The 16,743-nt window shown below is 36.1% G+C and carries 17 protein-coding genes and 1 other annotated feature; of the genes, 11 read left to right on the forward strand and 6 right to left on the reverse strand.

The window, feature by feature from the left end:
- Positions 1 to 8: 8 nt before the first annotated feature.
- The 3 genes from ACZ41W_RS02325 (at position 9) to ACZ41W_RS02335 (ending at position 5,384) form a co-directional block, all read left to right on the forward strand.
- The gene (locus tag ACZ41W_RS02325) at positions 9 to 458 is read left to right on the forward strand and encodes a DivIVA domain-containing protein (RefSeq protein WP_464313269.1); all 450 of its coding nucleotides are present in this window, start codon (positions 9 to 11) and stop codon (positions 456 to 458) included.
- 77 nt (positions 459 to 535) lie between these two features.
- Positions 536 to 752, forward strand: a binding site (T-box leader).
- A gap of 52 nt (positions 753 to 804) precedes the next feature.
- Positions 805 to 3,900: an isoleucine--tRNA ligase gene (gene ileS / locus ACZ41W_RS02330; protein ID WP_464313270.1), complete on the forward strand. Its 3,096-nt coding sequence runs from the start codon at positions 805 to 807 to the stop codon at positions 3,898 to 3,900.
- A gap of 140 nt (positions 3,901 to 4,040) precedes the next feature.
- Complete coding sequence (locus ACZ41W_RS02335; RefSeq protein WP_464313271.1) at positions 4,041 to 5,384, forward strand: Sapep family Mn(2+)-dependent dipeptidase; 1,344 nt, start codon at positions 4,041 to 4,043, stop codon at positions 5,382 to 5,384.
- Positions 5,385 to 5,495: 111 nt separating this feature from the next.
- Here the strand turns inward: ACZ41W_RS02335 and ACZ41W_RS02340 are convergent, their stop codons facing one another.
- Positions 5,496 to 5,828 (reverse strand): hypothetical protein, encoded by a 333-nt coding sequence (locus ACZ41W_RS02340; protein ID WP_464313272.1) that lies wholly within the window; start codon positions 5,826 to 5,828, stop codon positions 5,496 to 5,498.
- Between the two features lie 158 nt (positions 5,829 to 5,986).
- Between ACZ41W_RS02340 and ACZ41W_RS02345 the strand changes: the two genes are divergently transcribed.
- Positions 5,987 to 6,709 (forward strand): beta-ketoacyl-ACP reductase, encoded by a 723-nt coding sequence (locus tag ACZ41W_RS02345; protein WP_464313273.1) that lies wholly within the window; start codon positions 5,987 to 5,989, stop codon positions 6,707 to 6,709.
- A 9-nt stretch (positions 6,710 to 6,718) separates the two neighbouring features.
- A complete protein-coding gene (locus ACZ41W_RS02350; protein ID WP_464313274.1) occupies positions 6,719 to 7,132 on the forward strand; it encodes a MaoC family dehydratase in 414 nt (137 codons plus the stop codon).
- Between the two features lie 127 nt (positions 7,133 to 7,259).
- Here ACZ41W_RS02350 and ACZ41W_RS02355 read toward each other — a convergent pair whose 3' ends face one another.
- A complete protein-coding gene (locus tag ACZ41W_RS02355; RefSeq protein ID WP_464313275.1) occupies positions 7,260 to 7,706 on the reverse strand; it encodes a threonine/serine exporter family protein in 447 nt (148 codons plus the stop codon).
- A 20-nt stretch (positions 7,707 to 7,726) separates the two neighbouring features.
- Positions 7,727 to 8,503 (reverse strand): threonine/serine exporter family protein, encoded by a 777-nt coding sequence (locus ACZ41W_RS02360; RefSeq protein ID WP_464313276.1) that lies wholly within the window; start codon positions 8,501 to 8,503, stop codon positions 7,727 to 7,729.
- 289 nt (positions 8,504 to 8,792) lie between these two features.
- Here ACZ41W_RS02360 and ACZ41W_RS02365 point away from each other — a divergent pair, with 289 nt between their 5' ends.
- Together ACZ41W_RS02365 and pyrR are read left to right on the forward strand one after the other, a co-directional pair.
- The gene (locus ACZ41W_RS02365) at positions 8,793 to 9,725 is read left to right on the forward strand and encodes an RluA family pseudouridine synthase (protein ID WP_464313277.1); all 933 of its coding nucleotides are present in this window, start codon (positions 8,793 to 8,795) and stop codon (positions 9,723 to 9,725) included.
- A gap of 9 nt (positions 9,726 to 9,734) precedes the next feature.
- The gene (gene pyrR / locus ACZ41W_RS02370) at positions 9,735 to 10,271 is read left to right on the forward strand and encodes a bifunctional pyr operon transcriptional regulator/uracil phosphoribosyltransferase PyrR (protein ID WP_464313278.1); all 537 of its coding nucleotides are present in this window, start codon (positions 9,735 to 9,737) and stop codon (positions 10,269 to 10,271) included.
- A gap of 75 nt (positions 10,272 to 10,346) precedes the next feature.
- Here the strand turns inward: pyrR and ACZ41W_RS02375 are convergent, their stop codons facing one another.
- From ACZ41W_RS02375 to ACZ41W_RS02385, 3 genes are all read right to left on the reverse strand, one after another.
- Positions 10,347 to 10,976 (reverse strand): DUF308 domain-containing protein, encoded by a 630-nt coding sequence (locus ACZ41W_RS02375; protein ID WP_464313279.1) that lies wholly within the window; start codon positions 10,974 to 10,976, stop codon positions 10,347 to 10,349.
- A gap of 109 nt (positions 10,977 to 11,085) precedes the next feature.
- Positions 11,086 to 11,877, reverse strand: coding sequence for a hypothetical protein (locus ACZ41W_RS02380; RefSeq protein WP_464313280.1), 792 nt, complete (start codon positions 11,875 to 11,877; stop codon positions 11,086 to 11,088).
- Positions 11,878 to 11,889: 12 nt separating this feature from the next.
- Positions 11,890 to 13,629 (reverse strand): Rqc2 family fibronectin-binding protein, encoded by a 1,740-nt coding sequence (locus tag ACZ41W_RS02385; RefSeq protein WP_464313281.1) that lies wholly within the window; start codon positions 13,627 to 13,629, stop codon positions 11,890 to 11,892.
- A gap of 132 nt (positions 13,630 to 13,761) precedes the next feature.
- Between ACZ41W_RS02385 and ACZ41W_RS02390 the strand changes: the two genes are divergently transcribed.
- Genes ACZ41W_RS02390 through coaBC form a run of 4 tightly spaced genes read left to right on the forward strand, consistent with a single transcriptional unit; the run spans position 13,762 to position 16,722 of the window.
- A complete protein-coding gene (locus tag ACZ41W_RS02390; RefSeq protein WP_464313282.1) occupies positions 13,762 to 14,646 on the forward strand; it encodes a YicC/YloC family endoribonuclease in 885 nt (294 codons plus the stop codon).
- An 11-nt stretch (positions 14,647 to 14,657) separates the two neighbouring features.
- A complete protein-coding gene (gene gmk, locus ACZ41W_RS02395; protein WP_464313283.1) occupies positions 14,658 to 15,272 on the forward strand; it encodes a guanylate kinase in 615 nt (204 codons plus the stop codon).
- Positions 15,273 to 15,485 carry a DNA-directed RNA polymerase subunit omega gene (gene rpoZ / locus ACZ41W_RS02400; protein ID WP_464313284.1) on the forward strand — a complete coding sequence of 71 codons (213 nt, stop codon included), beginning with the start codon at positions 15,273 to 15,275 and terminating at the stop codon, positions 15,483 to 15,485. It abuts the gene before it with no gap.
- Between the two features lie 34 nt (positions 15,486 to 15,519).
- Positions 15,520 to 16,722: a bifunctional phosphopantothenoylcysteine decarboxylase/phosphopantothenate--cysteine ligase CoaBC gene (gene coaBC / locus ACZ41W_RS02405; RefSeq protein ID WP_464313285.1), complete on the forward strand. Its 1,203-nt coding sequence runs from the start codon at positions 15,520 to 15,522 to the stop codon at positions 16,720 to 16,722.
- The last annotated feature ends 21 nt before the right edge of the window (positions 16,723 to 16,743 follow it).

Genomic DNA, 16,743 nt, shown 5'->3' on the forward strand with positions numbered 1-16,743 from the left:
AGGAAAGAATGCTCACACCATTAGATATACAAAATAAGCATTTTACCAAAAGCATACGCGGATTTAATGAAGTTGAAGTGGAGGAATTTCTTGCATTAATCGTTAGAAGTATGGAAGATTTAATTCAAATCAACATCGACACGACTGCTAAATTGAGTGACTGTGAAAAGCAATTAGAACGCTATAAGGCCATGGAAAAGACCATTAACGAAGCGATGATTCTTGCACAAAGAACATCAGAAGATATGATTCGCAATGCTTCAGATAAAGCGACTTTTATCGTTGAGAAAGCAGAAGAACAGGCAAAATCTATCATTAGTGGTGCAAACGCTGAAGTTTTATCGGTTTTAAAGAAGCATGAAGAGGCTAAACATGCACTCCAGACATTTAATATGAAGTTCAAGTCCTTAGTGGAGACGCAGTTAAAAACGTTAGATGAAGCAATCCGACAAGAGTAGAATTAAAAGTTCATCAAAAATGAATCGATTGCAATTGACGACAGCAACAACATCCGCTATAATGAAATGAATCATATATAAAAACTTTGATTGGGACGAGTAGACATGCTATCGTACAGAGAGTCGATGGTTGGTGCAAATCGATACGTGACTGTATGTTGAATATCACCCATAGTTATTTTTTCGAAATGTTTATGCAGAGTAGTTAAAATCGGTTCGAACCCGTTAAAATGGAAGAGTGATATACGATTGTGTATATAATTTGGGTGGTACCACGGTTAATTCGTCCCATAGCATTGCTATGGGGCTTTTATTTTTTTGAATCATGAATGAAAGGATGGAGAAAATGGGATATAAAGAACTTGAAAAAAATGCAGTGTCTCTAAATGAAAAAGAAGTGAGAGATTATTGGGAAAATATTGATTTATTAAAATTGAGCCTTGACTCAAGAGAAGGCGATCCAGCGTTTATTTTTTATGAAGGACCACCAACTGCCAATGGTCGACCAGGAATTCATCACGTATTAGCGCGTGCATTGAAAGACTCAGTTTGCCGTATCAAGACAATGCAGGGATATCAGGTAAAAAGAAAAGCAGGTTGGGATACACATGGTTTACCTGTTGAAATTGAAGTTGAAAAGCGCCTCAATTTAAATGATAAATCCGCAATCGAAGCTTTTGGTATTGAAAATTTCAACAAACAATGTCGCGATTCAGTCTTTGAATATGAAGATGCATGGAGAGAAATGACCAAAAAAATGGCTTATTTGATCGACTTAGACCATCCATACATCACACTTGAAAATGATTATATCGAAACGGAATGGTGGATTTTAGATAAGTTTTTTAAAGAAGGTTATATCTATGAAGGCCATAAAATTTTACCATATTGTCCAAGATGTGGAACAGGACTCGCTTCACATGAGGTTGCACAAGGCTACCAAGAAATCAAAACAGTCACTGTCTACGTGAAATTTAAGAGAAAAGACCATGATGAATATTTCTTAGTGTGGACGACAACTCCGTGGACGTTAGCTTCTAACGTTGCTTTAACAGTCAATCCAAATGAAACATATGTAAAAGTTAGATTTAACAATGAAGTCTTGTTTGTTGAAAAAAATCTAGCGCCGAAAGTACTGGATGGAGAATTTGAAGTTCTTGAAGAGTACAAAGGTAAAGATTTAGAGTTCATGGAATATGAACAAATTATGCCATTTATTAAGACGGATAAAAAGGCGTTCTTTGTTACCTGTGCGGATTACGTTACTGTTGAAGACGGAACTGGAATCGTTCATACAGCACCAGCTTTTGGTGAGGACGACTACCAAACAGGTGCTAGATATGGATTACCTGTAATTCAACCTGTAAATGAAGAAGGAAAATATACAGAAACCCCTTGGGTCGGTCAATTTGTAATGGATGCGGATCCTGAAATTGTCAATTGGTTAGCAGAAAATGGCAAATTATTTAAAAAGCAAAGAATGGATCATAACTATCCGCATTGTTGGAGATGTAGAACACCACTCTTATACTATGCAAAACCAAGCTGGTATATCGAAATGACAAAACTGAAAGATCAACTGATCGAAAACAATCAATCGGTGAACTGGTACCCAGATTATGTCGGTGAAAAGCGTTTTGGCAATTGGCTTGAAAACCTCAACGACTGGGCAATTTCAAGAAGTCGTTATTGGGGAACACCACTCAATATTTGGAGATGCGACTGTGGTCATTTGACATCGGTTGGTTCGAGACAAGAATTAGCAGACCGTGCGATGGAGGACATTGATGCGTCAATTGAACTTCATCGACCATACGTAGATGATGTTCATATCAAATGTGATCATTGTGGTGGCACAATGAACCGTGTACCTGATGTTATCGATTGCTGGTTTGATAGTGGATCTATGCCTTTTGCACAGCATCATTATCCATTTGAAAATAAAGAAATCTTCGATAGCTTATTTCCTGCAGATTTCATCTGTGAGGGGATTGATCAAACGAGAGGTTGGTTCTATTCACTCATTGCAATCAGTACATTTGTTATGGGAAAAGCGCCTTACAAAAATGTCCTTGTAAACGATCTTGTACTCGATAAATTCGGCAAAAAAATGTCGAAGTCTAGAGGCAATGGCGTTGATGCGTTTGAACTTTTAGAAAAATACGGCGCAGATGTTGTAAGATGGTATTTGTACTATGTGTCACCAGCATGGACTCCGACGAAGTTTGACGAAGAAGGCCTCATTGAAGTCAATTCAAAATTCTTTGGAACGATTAAAAACGTTTATAATTTCTTTACCTTGTATGCAAATACGGATAAAATTGACGTCAATAGCTTCTATGTGAAACCTGAAAATCGTCCTGAACTTGATCGCTGGATTTTATCGAAGTTAAACTCATTAATTCAATCTGTAACTGAAGACATAACTGTATTTGATATGACAAAAGCAGTTCGTAAAATTCAAGAGTTTGTTAGTGAAGATTTATCAAATTGGTATATTAGACGTTCACGTCGTCGATTCTGGGGTTCTGAACTGACAGAGGATAAGATGTCTGTGTACAATACTACCAATGAAGTTTTAATTGCAGTATGTCAACTCGCTGCACCATTTGCACCGTTTTTAACGGAAGAAATTTATCGCAATTTAACAGGCGAAGTTTCAGTACACGTAAGCAAATATCCTACAGTACAAGAATCTTTAATTGATAAACGCGTTGAAGAGAGAATGGACTTGGTTAGAGAGCTTGTAACGCTTGGTAGAGCAGCTAGAGAGTCTGTTAAGATCAAAGTGCGTCAACCAATTCAAGAAGTCATTGTAGATGGTAAGTACGAAGCTTTAATCGGAGATTTAGTGCCACTTATCATGGAAGAGTTAAATGTTAAACACGTTGAATTTACACATAATTTGCCAGATTATATGAACTTCCAACTCAAACCAAACTTCAAAGTATTGGGTCCAGTAGTGGGCAAAAGCATGGGTGAGTTTTCAAAAGCACTCGCTGAGCTCGATCCACAGGTTTATGCAATGAAGTTCGAAGCAGGTGAAAGTGTTCGTTTAGAGTATGCGGATCAAGTTCTTGAGACGACATCTGAACATGTACTTATCAATATCAATGCCAAAGAAGGTTTTACTGTTAAAATGGAAAACAATCGTTTTATCATTTTAGATACACACTTATCGGATGATCTGATTAATGAAGGCTATGCAAGAGAGCTTATTTCAAGAGTTCAACAGATGAGAAAAGCCAACGACTACGATATGATGGATCAAATTGTGATTTATTACACTGCTCCAGTTGAGTTTTCTAGTGCTGTTCAAATGCACTTAGAGTATATCAAGTCTGAAACGCTTGCAGTTGAAATCATAGAAAATCAAGAAAAACCTTATGAAGAACATCAATTAAATGGTCATAATGTCGGTTTATTCCTTGAAAGAAAATAGTATAACTCAAAAACTCGGTGGTGAAATCTACCGAGTTTTTTTAGGATAATGTTCCATTTTATGAAATAGTTGATTTATCTTGAGTTTTGAGGTTATATATACATTAAAGTCGCAGTCATGAGTGTGAAGGGGGAATAAGTATGCAAATAAGGAGTAATGTTCTAGCGAATCAAGCAGATATGATTCACGATTTGATTGAACTCATTAAAATTCCAAGTGTCCTTGATGAAACATACGAAGAAAGACCGTTTGGAAATCAGATTGACAAGGCATTGATAAAAGCACTTGAGATATGCGAGAAACTGGGTTTTAGGACTTTTTATGATCCGAAAGGATATTATGGATATGCTGAAGTGGGACAAGGTGACACGATGATTGCTATTTTGGGTCATTTAGATGTTGTTCCAGAAGGCGATGCTGAAAATTGGAAATTTCATCCTTATGAAGGACACTTATCAGGAGGAAAACTCTATGGTAGAGGAACGATAGACGATAAAGGTCCATTAATTGCTGCAATTTATGGCGTTAAAGCCTTAATGGATGCAGGGGTTGTTTTGAATAAACGGATTCGCATCATTTTTGGAACGGATGAAGAAAACAGTTGGCGTGGGATCTGTCGATATGTAAAAGAGCAGGAACTTCCATCCATGGGATTTACACCTGATTCAAGTTTTCCACTCGTTTATGCAGAAAAGGGACTATTGCAGTTTCGTTTAAAATCAGATAAAAAATGTGATGTCAGAGTGAAAGGGGGAACAGCGCTTAATGCCGTTCCAGAGTCTACTGTATATCATGGCGATCATATGTATAAATTAGAAAAACAACTGAAACGACTCGGATTTGATCATGATCTTGAAAATGAAGAAGTCTATGTCATTGGAAAAAGTGCACATGCTGCAAAACCACAAGCTGGAATCAATTCCATCGTGCGAATGGCGGAAGCACTTCGTCAGATTGGTGTTGAAACGCCTGTAATTCGATTTATCACTGAAAAAATCGGATTTACCCATCATGGCGAACTGATATATGGAAGCTGCAGCGATGAGCCGTCTGGAGAATTGACAATGTCTGTTAATCAAATTGATTTAAGTACTTATGGAGAGTCTATTGGAATCGATATGCGTTATCCGGTAACTTTTGATAAAAAATTTCTCGTCAATGCGATTAAGCGCGTCGCTGAAAAATACGGATTAAAATACGAAGAAATTGATTCTATGAAACCATTATACATTGACAAACAATCCCCTTTAATTCAAGTATTGACATCTGTTTATGAAGAGGAGACTGGGCTTGATTCAGAACCAATCGCGACGGGCGGTGCAACATACGCACGTTCAATGCCAAATATAGTCGCATTTGGGCCACTTTTTCCAGGACAAGAGAAAGTCGCACATCAAACGGATGAATATATTGAAATCAACTCGCTAGTAAAATGCACACAGATTTATGCAAAGGCCGTTGAGCAGCTGTTGAAACTAGAATAAGTACCGTACAGAAATAAAAACAGTTTATTTTCAATACAAGGCGTATTGACGATAAACTGTTTTTTTATTTAAAGTCTGTTGAAAGTCTTATTTGCATTTGGTTAAAAGCATTTAGAAGAATGCCACAATTTTATCTGCAAAGATATTGAGTTCATCAAAAATCATATTGTATTTCATGTTGTTGGCATTGTCGATAAATGTTGAGTTTTTTTGATAGACATTTTTTAAGTGAATTAAGCATGATGCACCTTCAGAAGCCACATCACATTTAGATGAAAGGTATTTCGTAGAGGCAAACCAGTTATCTGAAACAATCTCGATACTATCTTTTAAAACGATTAACCAACCTATTCCTTCTACTAGTAGTTCAACATATGAATTCTGTGTATTGTTAAAATAATCTAAAAAAGCAGTCGTTTTTTCATTTTTAATTGCGTTAGACATTTTACCCTCCTCAAAGATTTGTTATAATAGTATTGTAACCGTATCTCAACAAAATGAACAGATGAATTTTAAAAAATGTGAAATTTGTTGAAATGGACATGTGATGATAGAGAAAGATAATAAAATCACAAATTTCAAAGGGACATAGGAGGCTTGAAATGAAAAGACTAGAAGGAAAAGTAGCAGTTGTTACAGGCGGTGCGCAAGGTATTGGAAGATGTATCTGTGAAACATTTGCAAGAGAAGGTGCACAAGTTATTGCAGTGGATATGTCAGACATGAGCTATACTTGCGAAAATGTTACAGGATACAAGTTAAACGTGACAAAGAGAGTTGAAATTGAAGGTTTTGTTCAAGATGCAATTGAAAAATATGGCCATATTGATATTTTAGTAAATAATGCAGGAATCACAAGAGATGCACTTATTCAAAAAATGACGGAAGAAATGTGGGATTTGGTTATCGATGTAAATTTGAAAGGCGTATTTAATTTGACTCAAGCAATTGCACCACTCATGATTGAACAGAAGAAAGGTTCTATCATCAATATATCTTCAGTTGTTGGCGAATATGGTAATATTGGTCAATCGAATTACGCTGCAACTAAAGCAGGGGTTATTGCACTTGCTAAAACATGGGCGAAAGAATTCTCTAGAAAAGGAGAAGCTGTTCGTGTTAATGCTGTGGCACCGGGTTATGTTAATACGGATATGATGAAAACAGTTCCAGATAAAGTGCTTGATCCAATTCGTGAAAAAACGATGTTAGGAAGATTAGGCGAACCTCAAGAAATTGCAAATGCAGTATTGTTCTTAGCAAGTGATGAATCATCATTTATTACAGGACATACACTTTCAGTAAATGGTGGTTTAAGATTATAGGAGGACATCATGCTTAGAACAATGGATACCATTAAAATGGGAGATTTTGCTACATTTAGTAAGACGATTTCAGAATCAGATGTTTATATGTATGCAGGAATTAGCGGAGATTTTAATCCAGCACATGTCAATGCTGTAGAAGCCGAAAAAGGGATGTTTAAAGAACGCATCGCTCACGGCATGCTAACTGCAAGTTTGATCTCAACTGTTCTAGGAACACAGTTACCAGGTCCTGGAACCATCTATTTATCACAAGAATTGAGCTTTAAGAAACCGGTTAAATTTGGCGATACCATAGAAGCAAAAGTTGAAGTCATTGAAAGAATTGAAGAAAAAAATCGTTTAATATTAAGAACGACATGCACGAATCAACATGGCGAAATCGTCATTGACGGAAAAGCGATGGTCATGCCTCCAAAATAATAGTTTGATTAATAATAATTAGAAAAAGCGTTCTTTGCGAGTTATGCCGCAAGGAGCGCTTTTTAGATTCCAATTTATAAATGCATATTTTAATGCATATTTTATTACATAATTTTTACATATTTTATTAAAGATGGAAAACTTTTTCAATGGTTGGTCGTATGATGCGAACAAATGTCGTCGCCATGACGATGCCACAAGCGATGGAGATAGCAATAAATAATGATTCGGTACCGGATGTCATGGCACCTTCAAAATCCATCTCAACTAAGTGAAACATCGTGTAGTAGATCCCGTATCCTGGAACAAAAGGGATAATTCCCGGGATTGTAAAAATCGTCGCTGGGTGTTTCATAAAAACGGCAAACACTTCTCCAACGATTCCAACGGCAATCGATCCAAGAAAAGCAGGGATGATAAAATTTGTGGATGGATCTTGAACTGCAAGATATATGAGCCAGCCAATCATGCCTGAGATACTTGCGGGTATGATGAGCTTTCGCGGTAAATTAAATAAAATAGAAAAACCAACAACACTTAAAAATGAAAAAATTGCTTGTGTTAAAATCGTCATATCAACCTCACTCTGGAATATTATAAAAATTTCATACTAAACTGAAGGACTATACCGACACCAAATGCCAGTGCAATTGCAATGAAAAGTGCTTCCATTATTTTTGCACTTCCCGCAATTAATTCGCCGGATATCAAGTCGCGAATGCCATTTGTCAGAGAAACGCCTGGAACAAGTGTCATTAGAGGTCCGATGATGACGGTGTTGATTGAGGCTTGCATTCCAAACTGTCGAATCATCAGTACGAAGACGACACCAAACAGTGCGGATAAAAATCCACCGATGATATTTTTGATAAAAAAATTAAAATGCTTTGATTCTAATGAATCTGTTAAATAAACAGTCAACGCCGAGGCAATGTATGCAAGCAAGAATTCGTAAAAAGTACCATTGAAGAGAAGGACGAAAAAACCGCCGCCCATTCCACTTCCCAAGATCCGTATAATCTTTGAAAATTTTGGCGGATTTTGAAGTTGTTTAACCTGTATTTCTGATTCTTCTAGGGAGAGTTTGCCAAGTGTAAAACTTCTAGAAAATTCATTTGCACGATCAATACTTTCTAGATCGATACTTTGAGAATTTACTCGCTCAAGTATGGTGATGGTTTCACCCTCGTGGGTTGCACTAAATAAGATGCCCGTAGTAATGACAAACACGTTGACGTCTTCTAATCCCCGAGATTCAGCCATACGCTGTACAGTATCTTCAACTCGATAGGTTTCTGCTCCGTTACTGAGCATAATTTTTCCAGTTTGTGTCGCTATTTTAATGATGCGCTTTATTTCAGTTTTATTCATTGAGCCTCCTAAATTTTTGCATGAAATGATCGTTCTATCGGTGTGTGAACCGTTATGATGAACGATCGTGAACTGTTATCATGAAAGATTGCGTACTGTTATCATGTAAATGGATGTGATTATATAAAGTGTATTTTATATCGAAAACGGATTTGATGCAAATTTCACAGATTATTATATCAAATTTACAGGAAAGTGCATGGATAAATTTGCCTAAATGATTTAGAATCGTTATAATATAAAGACGAATACGTGTCGGATTAGATTTTTAAGGGAGATAAGTGATTAAATGAGCGAGACCAAAGTAGGAAATCATAGCATTCAATTGATATGCGAACAAGAAAATATTCGAGTGGATCAATATTTAAGTCAAGAAATGGATGACTTATCTCGTAATTATATACAAAAATTGATAGCCAATGGACATGTTAAAATAAACAAAGTCCAAACGACATCAAAAAAAATTCTTTTAAAAGTTGAAGATGAAATTGAGATTGATATCCCAGACCCAGAAATTCTGAGTATCGTTGCAGAGAACATACCGCTAGATATCGTCTACGAAGATGGGGATGTGATAATTATTAACAAACCCCAAGGGATGGTTGTCCATCCAGCTCCGGGAAATTACTCGGGAACACTTGTAAATGCGCTGATGTATTTGGCAGAAAGGTTATCTTCCATCAACGGTGTCATTCGGCCTGGCATCGTGCACCGCATTGATAAAGATACTTCAGGGTTATTAATGATCGCGAAAAACGATGCTGCTCACGAAAGTTTAGCAGCGCAGCTAAAAGACAAAACCACGATTCGAGAATACGTAGCGATTGTAAATGGCGTGATTTCAAAAGACAATGGAACCATAGATGCACCACTTGGTAGACATCCGCAAGATCGAAAGAAAATGGCGATTCTGTCAACCGGTCGACATGCAGTTACGCATTATGAAGTAATCGAACGGTATAAATATCACACACTCGTTCGATTGAAGCTCGAAACAGGAAGAACGCACCAGATACGTGTGCATATGACATCCATTGGATATCCAATTTTAGGCGATCCAGTCTATGGTAATAAAAGTGAAAAAGTGAAGCACCATGGTCAAGCGTTACACGCTAAAAAATTAGGTTTTATGCATCCAACGACAGGTGAACTCATGATTTTCGAATCAGATTATCCAGAGTATTTTTTAGAACTGATTAAAAAATGTAAAGGACTTAATTAGGAGGAAGCAATGGAATTTAAAGCAAAATTATTAGATGACAAGATGATTGATCGCTCTATGACCAGACTTGCACATGAAATTATTGAAAAAAATCGTGGTGTTGACAATGTTGTTCTAGTTGGAATTAAATCCCGAGGTGTGCCTTTGGCTTATCGATTAGCAGATAAAATCAGCCAAATTGAAGGTAAATCTATTCCTGTCGGCAAATTGGATATCACACTTTATCGCGATGATTTATCTCTTAAAAGTTATGAACCAGATGTTAAAGGTCTTGATGTGGATTTTCAAATTGACGGTAAAATTGTCATTTTAGTGGATGATGTTATTTATACAGGTAGAACTGTGCGTGCAGCAATGGATGCTGTGATTGATTTTGGAAGACCTAGTGCAATTCAACTTGCGGTATTGGTGGATCGTGGACATAGAGAATTGCCAATTCGTCCAGATTACGTTGGAAAAAATATTCCAACATCCAGCAAGGAAATCGTCAAGGTGAAACTCGAAGAAGTTGACGACGCAAGCGAAGTTGTCATTTTTCAAAGATAATAAAAAAGCGATTTATGAATCTGATGTTTCAAGCTAGAAAATCAGATTTATAAATCGCTTTTATCTATTTTGATACTATTCGACATCTTTAAAATCAATTTCCTCAATCTCATCATCGTCAATATTGATATAGACTCTTGATGATTTGGTTTGATGAGATGCATGATATTGAGGTGGGGTTGTATGTGCATGCGACATCATTGTAAATGAAAAGAATGGTCGTGTACTTGTTGCACCTACTGCGAATATCACTATTCCTAAAATCACAACCATGATTCCCATAATAAGAACAATTGTTGAAAGCGCCGCTTCCGAATTGATTATGGCAAAGACGCCTAACAAAATAAAAATAATGGAGGTAATTAAATTGCGTTCAGTCGACTCTTTGAATTTTGAAAGGGTCAAAACAACTCCATTTAACCCACTAAATAAACAGCTTATTCCGATCAGTATCAACACATACTCGGGATTAATGAAGGCGTATAAGCTTACACCGACAATAATCATGCTGATAATTGTTGAAATTCGACTTTTTATAAATGCAGAAAAAATCAATGAATAAAAACTTAAGACAACAAATAAAAAGGTGATAATTTTTATCGCTGCGATTCCTATAACCGTTGGAAATCCAATGAAGAATAATCCGAGAATCGATATGATTAACCCAGTTATTTGTATGGGATTTAATTTTTTTATTAATTTCATGTGTTCACCAACCTATTTCAATCGTTAAAAATAACTTAATTTTGATATTCTGAGTATAACGTATAAATATGAATAAAGTATAAACAAATAGCATATAAACTTATCTAAATCAGTGAACAAGTTCTTCTTGATGAACTAAATCCTCATAATAGTATCGAGTATTGAGTTTATCAAGATTAAATAGATAGGTCATGGCATTCATCAACTGATCTGTATTGGGCGCAGATAAATCCTCTTTAAGTGATTCGTTGATCGCTTGTAACAAAGGATAATCATTTTCAAAATCGAAGTCCTGCCAGTATTTAGTTAGAATAAGAAGTTCTTCTGTGTATCCTAAAAAACTCAACTTCTCTACGATTCTATGATTTTTTTTATCGTAGAGTGCTTCGGGAATTACGAGATGGGTAATTTGGGCATCGTTAAGCGCTCGTAAACCATCGTGAGGATCTGAAAAATCTTTTGTTGTATGACCGGGTGTCATGTTTGATATTAACAGTGAACTCATGTGTTCATCGATCAATCCAATTTTAGGCATTTCAATAAGTTCAGTCGTGTTCAACGTCACTAAAAAGTAATCATTAGGTACTCCTAAAATGGCTCGATCCCCCTCGGTGGAAGCAAAATTTTCTATGAAAGTAAAAGAATTCATGGTATAAGCGTCGAGTTGATCCGACCTCAAATTTTTTATGAGATCTGCCTCAGATGGATAAATGATTAGCTTTACGGGAATGCCAACAACTTCTTCAATTGCGTCATTATTGCGAAATTGAAGAGAAGTCGTAGAGGTGATGCCAATTTTAAATATATTTTTCTCTTGAAGAGCAAATAGAAAATTGAGTATTAATGCAAATGCGGTGCAAATTATTATGACGATTCCTAAAATCACAACTTGTTTTTTCATAAAGCGTTCCTCTTAATTTTTTTCCAATTGTTGAATGAATGCATAATCAGGTGTCACATATAGCGTCTTTTGTTGTACATATATGACCATTCCCGGTTTAGCGCCGCTGGGTTTAGAAACATTTTTCACATGAGTATAATCGACAGGAACATTACTCGAATCCTTTGCTTTCGAGTAGTAAGCTGCGATCATAGCAGCTTCATAAAGGGCTGTTTCAGAGGGCACTTCACCTTTTGTTCGAATAATGACATGTGAACCCGGAATATCTTTTGTATGCAACCATATATCTTTGTTGGAAGCAATTTTTGTGGTTAATTGATCATTTTGCAAACTACTTTTACCAACGAGAATTTCATAACCGTCACTTGAGAGAAATTGCTTAAAAGTTGGTTTTGATTGCTTTGCCGTTTTTTTCTTAAGCTTTCCTTTTATATAACCTTGAATGACTAACTCTTCTCGAATTTCGTCGATAATTTTCGTGTCTTCACTGTTATTTAAATAGGTTAAAACATTTTCTAGATAGAGAATATCTGCTTTCGTCTCTACAATATGCAATTGAAGTTCTGACACTGCTTTTTTGAGTTTGTTATATTTTCTAAAATGAACTTGTGCGTTTTCAATAGGTTCTAATCGTGTATCCAATAGAATTTCTCTCATTACTGGGGGATCAACGTAGTAATCTAGCACCTCCACGCGGTTCATGCCTTTTTCAATAAGATAATTATTTGCGGTGATAAGCTCACCGATTTTACGAGATTCATCGGCATTTTCGGCATCAATAAGTTCAAGTTCTTGTTTTTTGAGTTTACTTGTATATCGTTCAATTCGCTGTGAAAGATTCTTTTTTAAAGCTGTGGTTCTTTGATGCATTTTGAGATCTTTATTGCTTTTAGTATAAAATTCTTCAATCATTTTAATTAAAGATGAATAAGACTTTTGTTCAAGTGTCTGATCGAGAGTTTCCAGAAAATAGGCAATTTGTGGATGGTTTTGTGCGTCCATATAGATGGTTCCAAGTGTGGTAGTTCTCTTGATTTTGTCAAATAAAGTCTCAAGATGTAACTGTTGATTGGGTTGAAGTTCAGAAATAAGTGCGTCTTTAGATATCTGAAGTTCTCTACAAATCCATGACGATATCAGTGGACTAAATCCTTGAATATTGCCATATAATCCTTTAAACAAGGATTGTTCTGTTGCGCGACTTAGAAGTTCCGATACAACTTGGGCGGAACTCAGATTAAAGTCTATTTTGTCAGTAGGTAAAAATTCGTATTTAAGTCCAGGAAGTAAAGTTCGCACACGGCTCATATCAGGCGTTATACGTTTGATACTATCGATAATAATATCATTTTCCTTTGTTAAAATGATGTTAGAATGTTTTCCCATGATTTCGATCATCAGTTTTTTTGATTCCAAGTCGCCAAAATCGTTTTTAGATTCAATTTCAATCACGACAACTCTTTCAAATCCAACTTGCTTCATGGATAAAATTTTACCTCCAGTGAGGTGCTTTCTTAAAAGCATGCAAAACATTGGCGGTTCTTGAGGATTTTCTTTTTTCTCAGAAATTAAAGTGAAGTAAGGCATAGATGCATCTGCTGAAATAAATAAATGGTAATTTTGATTTAAACCTCGAATTCCAAGCGATAACTCATCGCGTTCAGGTTGAAAGACTTTATCAATTCGACCGCCAATGATTAGCGGAGAGATTTCGTGAATAATATGGTGCATGAACAATCCATCAAATGACATGTTAAGCTCCTTGTGTTAGTTTTTTAGCTTCATATTTCAAAGTATAGCATTAAATGATAGATTCATCAATTCGCTTGAATACCACGCTAAGAATATGTTATAATCTAATGATGTAAAGTAATGGAGGTAGACATGGTTTATAGTATGACGGGCTTCGGAAGAGGCGAGTTTAATAATGAGTCATTCAATGTAACACTTGAAATCAAATCAGTTAATAACAGGTATTGTGATATCATTATTAAGATGCCAAAAAAGCTAAATGCTTTTGAAGATCGCATTAAAAATAAAATTAAAGCTAAATTATCACGTGGTAGAATCGATGTCTACATTAATTTGGATGAAAGCGAATACGACAATTATGAAGTCACACCTAACTTTGATATTTTAGATAAATATGTGAAAGTTTATAAAGATATTCAAGCTCGATATGGTATGAGAGATGAACTGAACTTATCGATGCTCACACGTATTCAAGAGGGAATTGATGTGTCTTATCTTGAACGAGGAGAGGAAGAATATTGGAAGGCGCTTGAACCTGCTCTTGACATTGCACTTGAGAGAATTGAACAGATGAGAGCTCAAGAAGGCCAACAACTTAAAAATGATATATTGTCAAAAGTGGCCAATATTCGTTCAACTTTATCGCAAATTGAAGTATATGCACCTAAAATCGTCGAAAATTATCGCTTAAAAACGCGTGATCGTATTGCAGATCTTTTAGCGGATATGAATGCAGAAATCGACGAAATTCGATTGGCAAATGAAATTGCAATCTATGCAGACAAAACGAATATTAACGAAGAAATCGTTAGAATTTACTCACACTTAGAGCAAATTGGACAAATTTTAGAAGCAGCTGAACCCGTGGGAAGAAAACTGGACTTCCTCGTACAAGAATTAAATCGTGAAATCAATACAATCGGCTCTAAATCACCAGATATTGATATTTCTAATCTTGTTATAGGTCTCAAAAGCGATATTGAACAAATTCGCGAACAAATTCAGAATATTGAGTAGAAGGTGCATACATGATTCAAAAGGGATTATTGATTATCGTTTCTGGCCCATCAGGTGCAGGAAAAGGAACTATTTGTAAAGAGCTAATCAACAGGGATAAGAGTATTGAAGTTTCAGTATCCGCTACAACTCGAAAACCACGTGAAGGCGAAGTGGATGGCATTAGTTATCATTTTATGGAGAGAGAAGATTTTAAATCTCTTATCGAACAAAATGGATTTTTAGAACATGCTTGTGTATATGATAACTATTATGGTACACCAAAGGATTTTGTTCTTGAAAAAATTTCTCAAGGCCGAAATGTCTTGTTAGAAATAGATATACAAGGCGCACTTCAAGTGAGAAAGAAGTATCCTGAAGGTATTTTTGTTTTTGTGCTCCCACCGTCTATGACGGAACTAAGAGAACGTATAGTGGGAAGAGGTTCAGAAACACCTGAAAGTTTAGAAAAACGAATGTCTTCTGCTTTTGGAGAAATAGAACTCATTAAGAACTATGATTATTTTATAATCAATGATACCGTATGTCACGCAACGGACGTATTACAGTCTATTATCACTGCTGAAAAATGTAGAGTAAATGCCGATATCGCTGATATCGTGCGTAAATTTAAGGAGGAAAAATAAATGTTAAAACCATCAATAGACGAGTTGATTGAAAAAGTAGGAAACCGATATGCGCTTTGTATCGTAGCAGCAAAACGTGCACGTTATATTATTAATGGCGATGACGATTCAATTGATTTTGATATCGAAAAACCATTATCAATTGCGATTCAAGAAATCATGGATGGCGAAGTTACTGTTGAGATTCCTGAACCTCCACAAGATAGAATTTAGTTAAGTGATTAAGACGAAGTGAAGAGGAAGACCTATGATAACGGACAGAAGATTGGACAATAAAAATATAGTTTTAGGAGTTACTGGTGGCATTGCAGCTTATAAAGCGGCGGATATCGTGAGCCGACTCAAAAAATTAGGCGCTCAGGTTTATGTGATTATGACTGAAAGTAGCACACAGTTTATTCAGCCTTTGACGTTTCAATCTCTGTCACAAAATTACGTCGTGACTGATATGTTCGAAGATCCTAAAACATGGGATGTTGAACATATTGCACTGGCGAAAAGGGCCGATTTATTTCTCGTTGCACCTGCAACTGCTAATATTGTCGGCAAAGTTGCACACGGTATTGCAGACGATATGTTATCGACCACTATCATGGCAACGGTTGCGCCTGTTTATTTTGCACTTGCAATGAACACAAAAATGTATGAAAATCCGATTTTGCAAAATAATGTCAAACTATTAGAATCATATGGATATCAATTTATTTTGCCTGATTCCGGAAGACTTGCTTGTGGTGATATTGGCTCTGGGAAACTTGCGGATCCCGAGCGCATCGTTGAATGCGTTCTTGACTATTTTCATCAGGAAAAAAGATTGAGTGGTAAACGCGTGCTCATTACGGCGGGTCCTACACGTGAAGCCATTGACCCTGTTCGATATATGACCAATCAGTCCAGTGGAAAAATGGGGTATGCAATCGCAGAACAGGCAATTTGTGAAGGTGCGGAAGTCATTTTAGTAACGGGACCAACGCAACTTACACCTCCAAAGGGCGCAAGTGTGATACAAGTTGAATCCACTGAAGAGATGTATCAAGCAGTGATGTCTCATTTAGATGTGGATATCGTTATAAAAGCAGCTGCACCGGCTGATTATAAACCGATTCAATATTCTAAAGAAAAAATCAAAAAGAACGATGAAACAATGACCATTGAATTCAGTAAAAATCCAGATATATTAAAAAAAGTTGGCGAATTAAAAACGGATCAAATTTTAGTCGGCTTTGCTGCTGAAACTCAGAATTTAGAGAGCTATGCGATGAAAAAACTCAAGGAAAAGAACTTGGATTTAATTGTGGCTAACGATGTATCGGCAGAAGGCGCTGGCTTTAATATTGATACAAACATCATCACGATTTTTGATAAAAATGGACAAAAATATTCTTATGAATGTATGAAAAAAACTGAAGTTGCAAAAGTGATATTAGATCGGATTGTTGAACTGTTATAGCAGATTCGCCTCAGACTGTAT

This window comes from Fusibacter fontis (assembly GCF_055378735.1).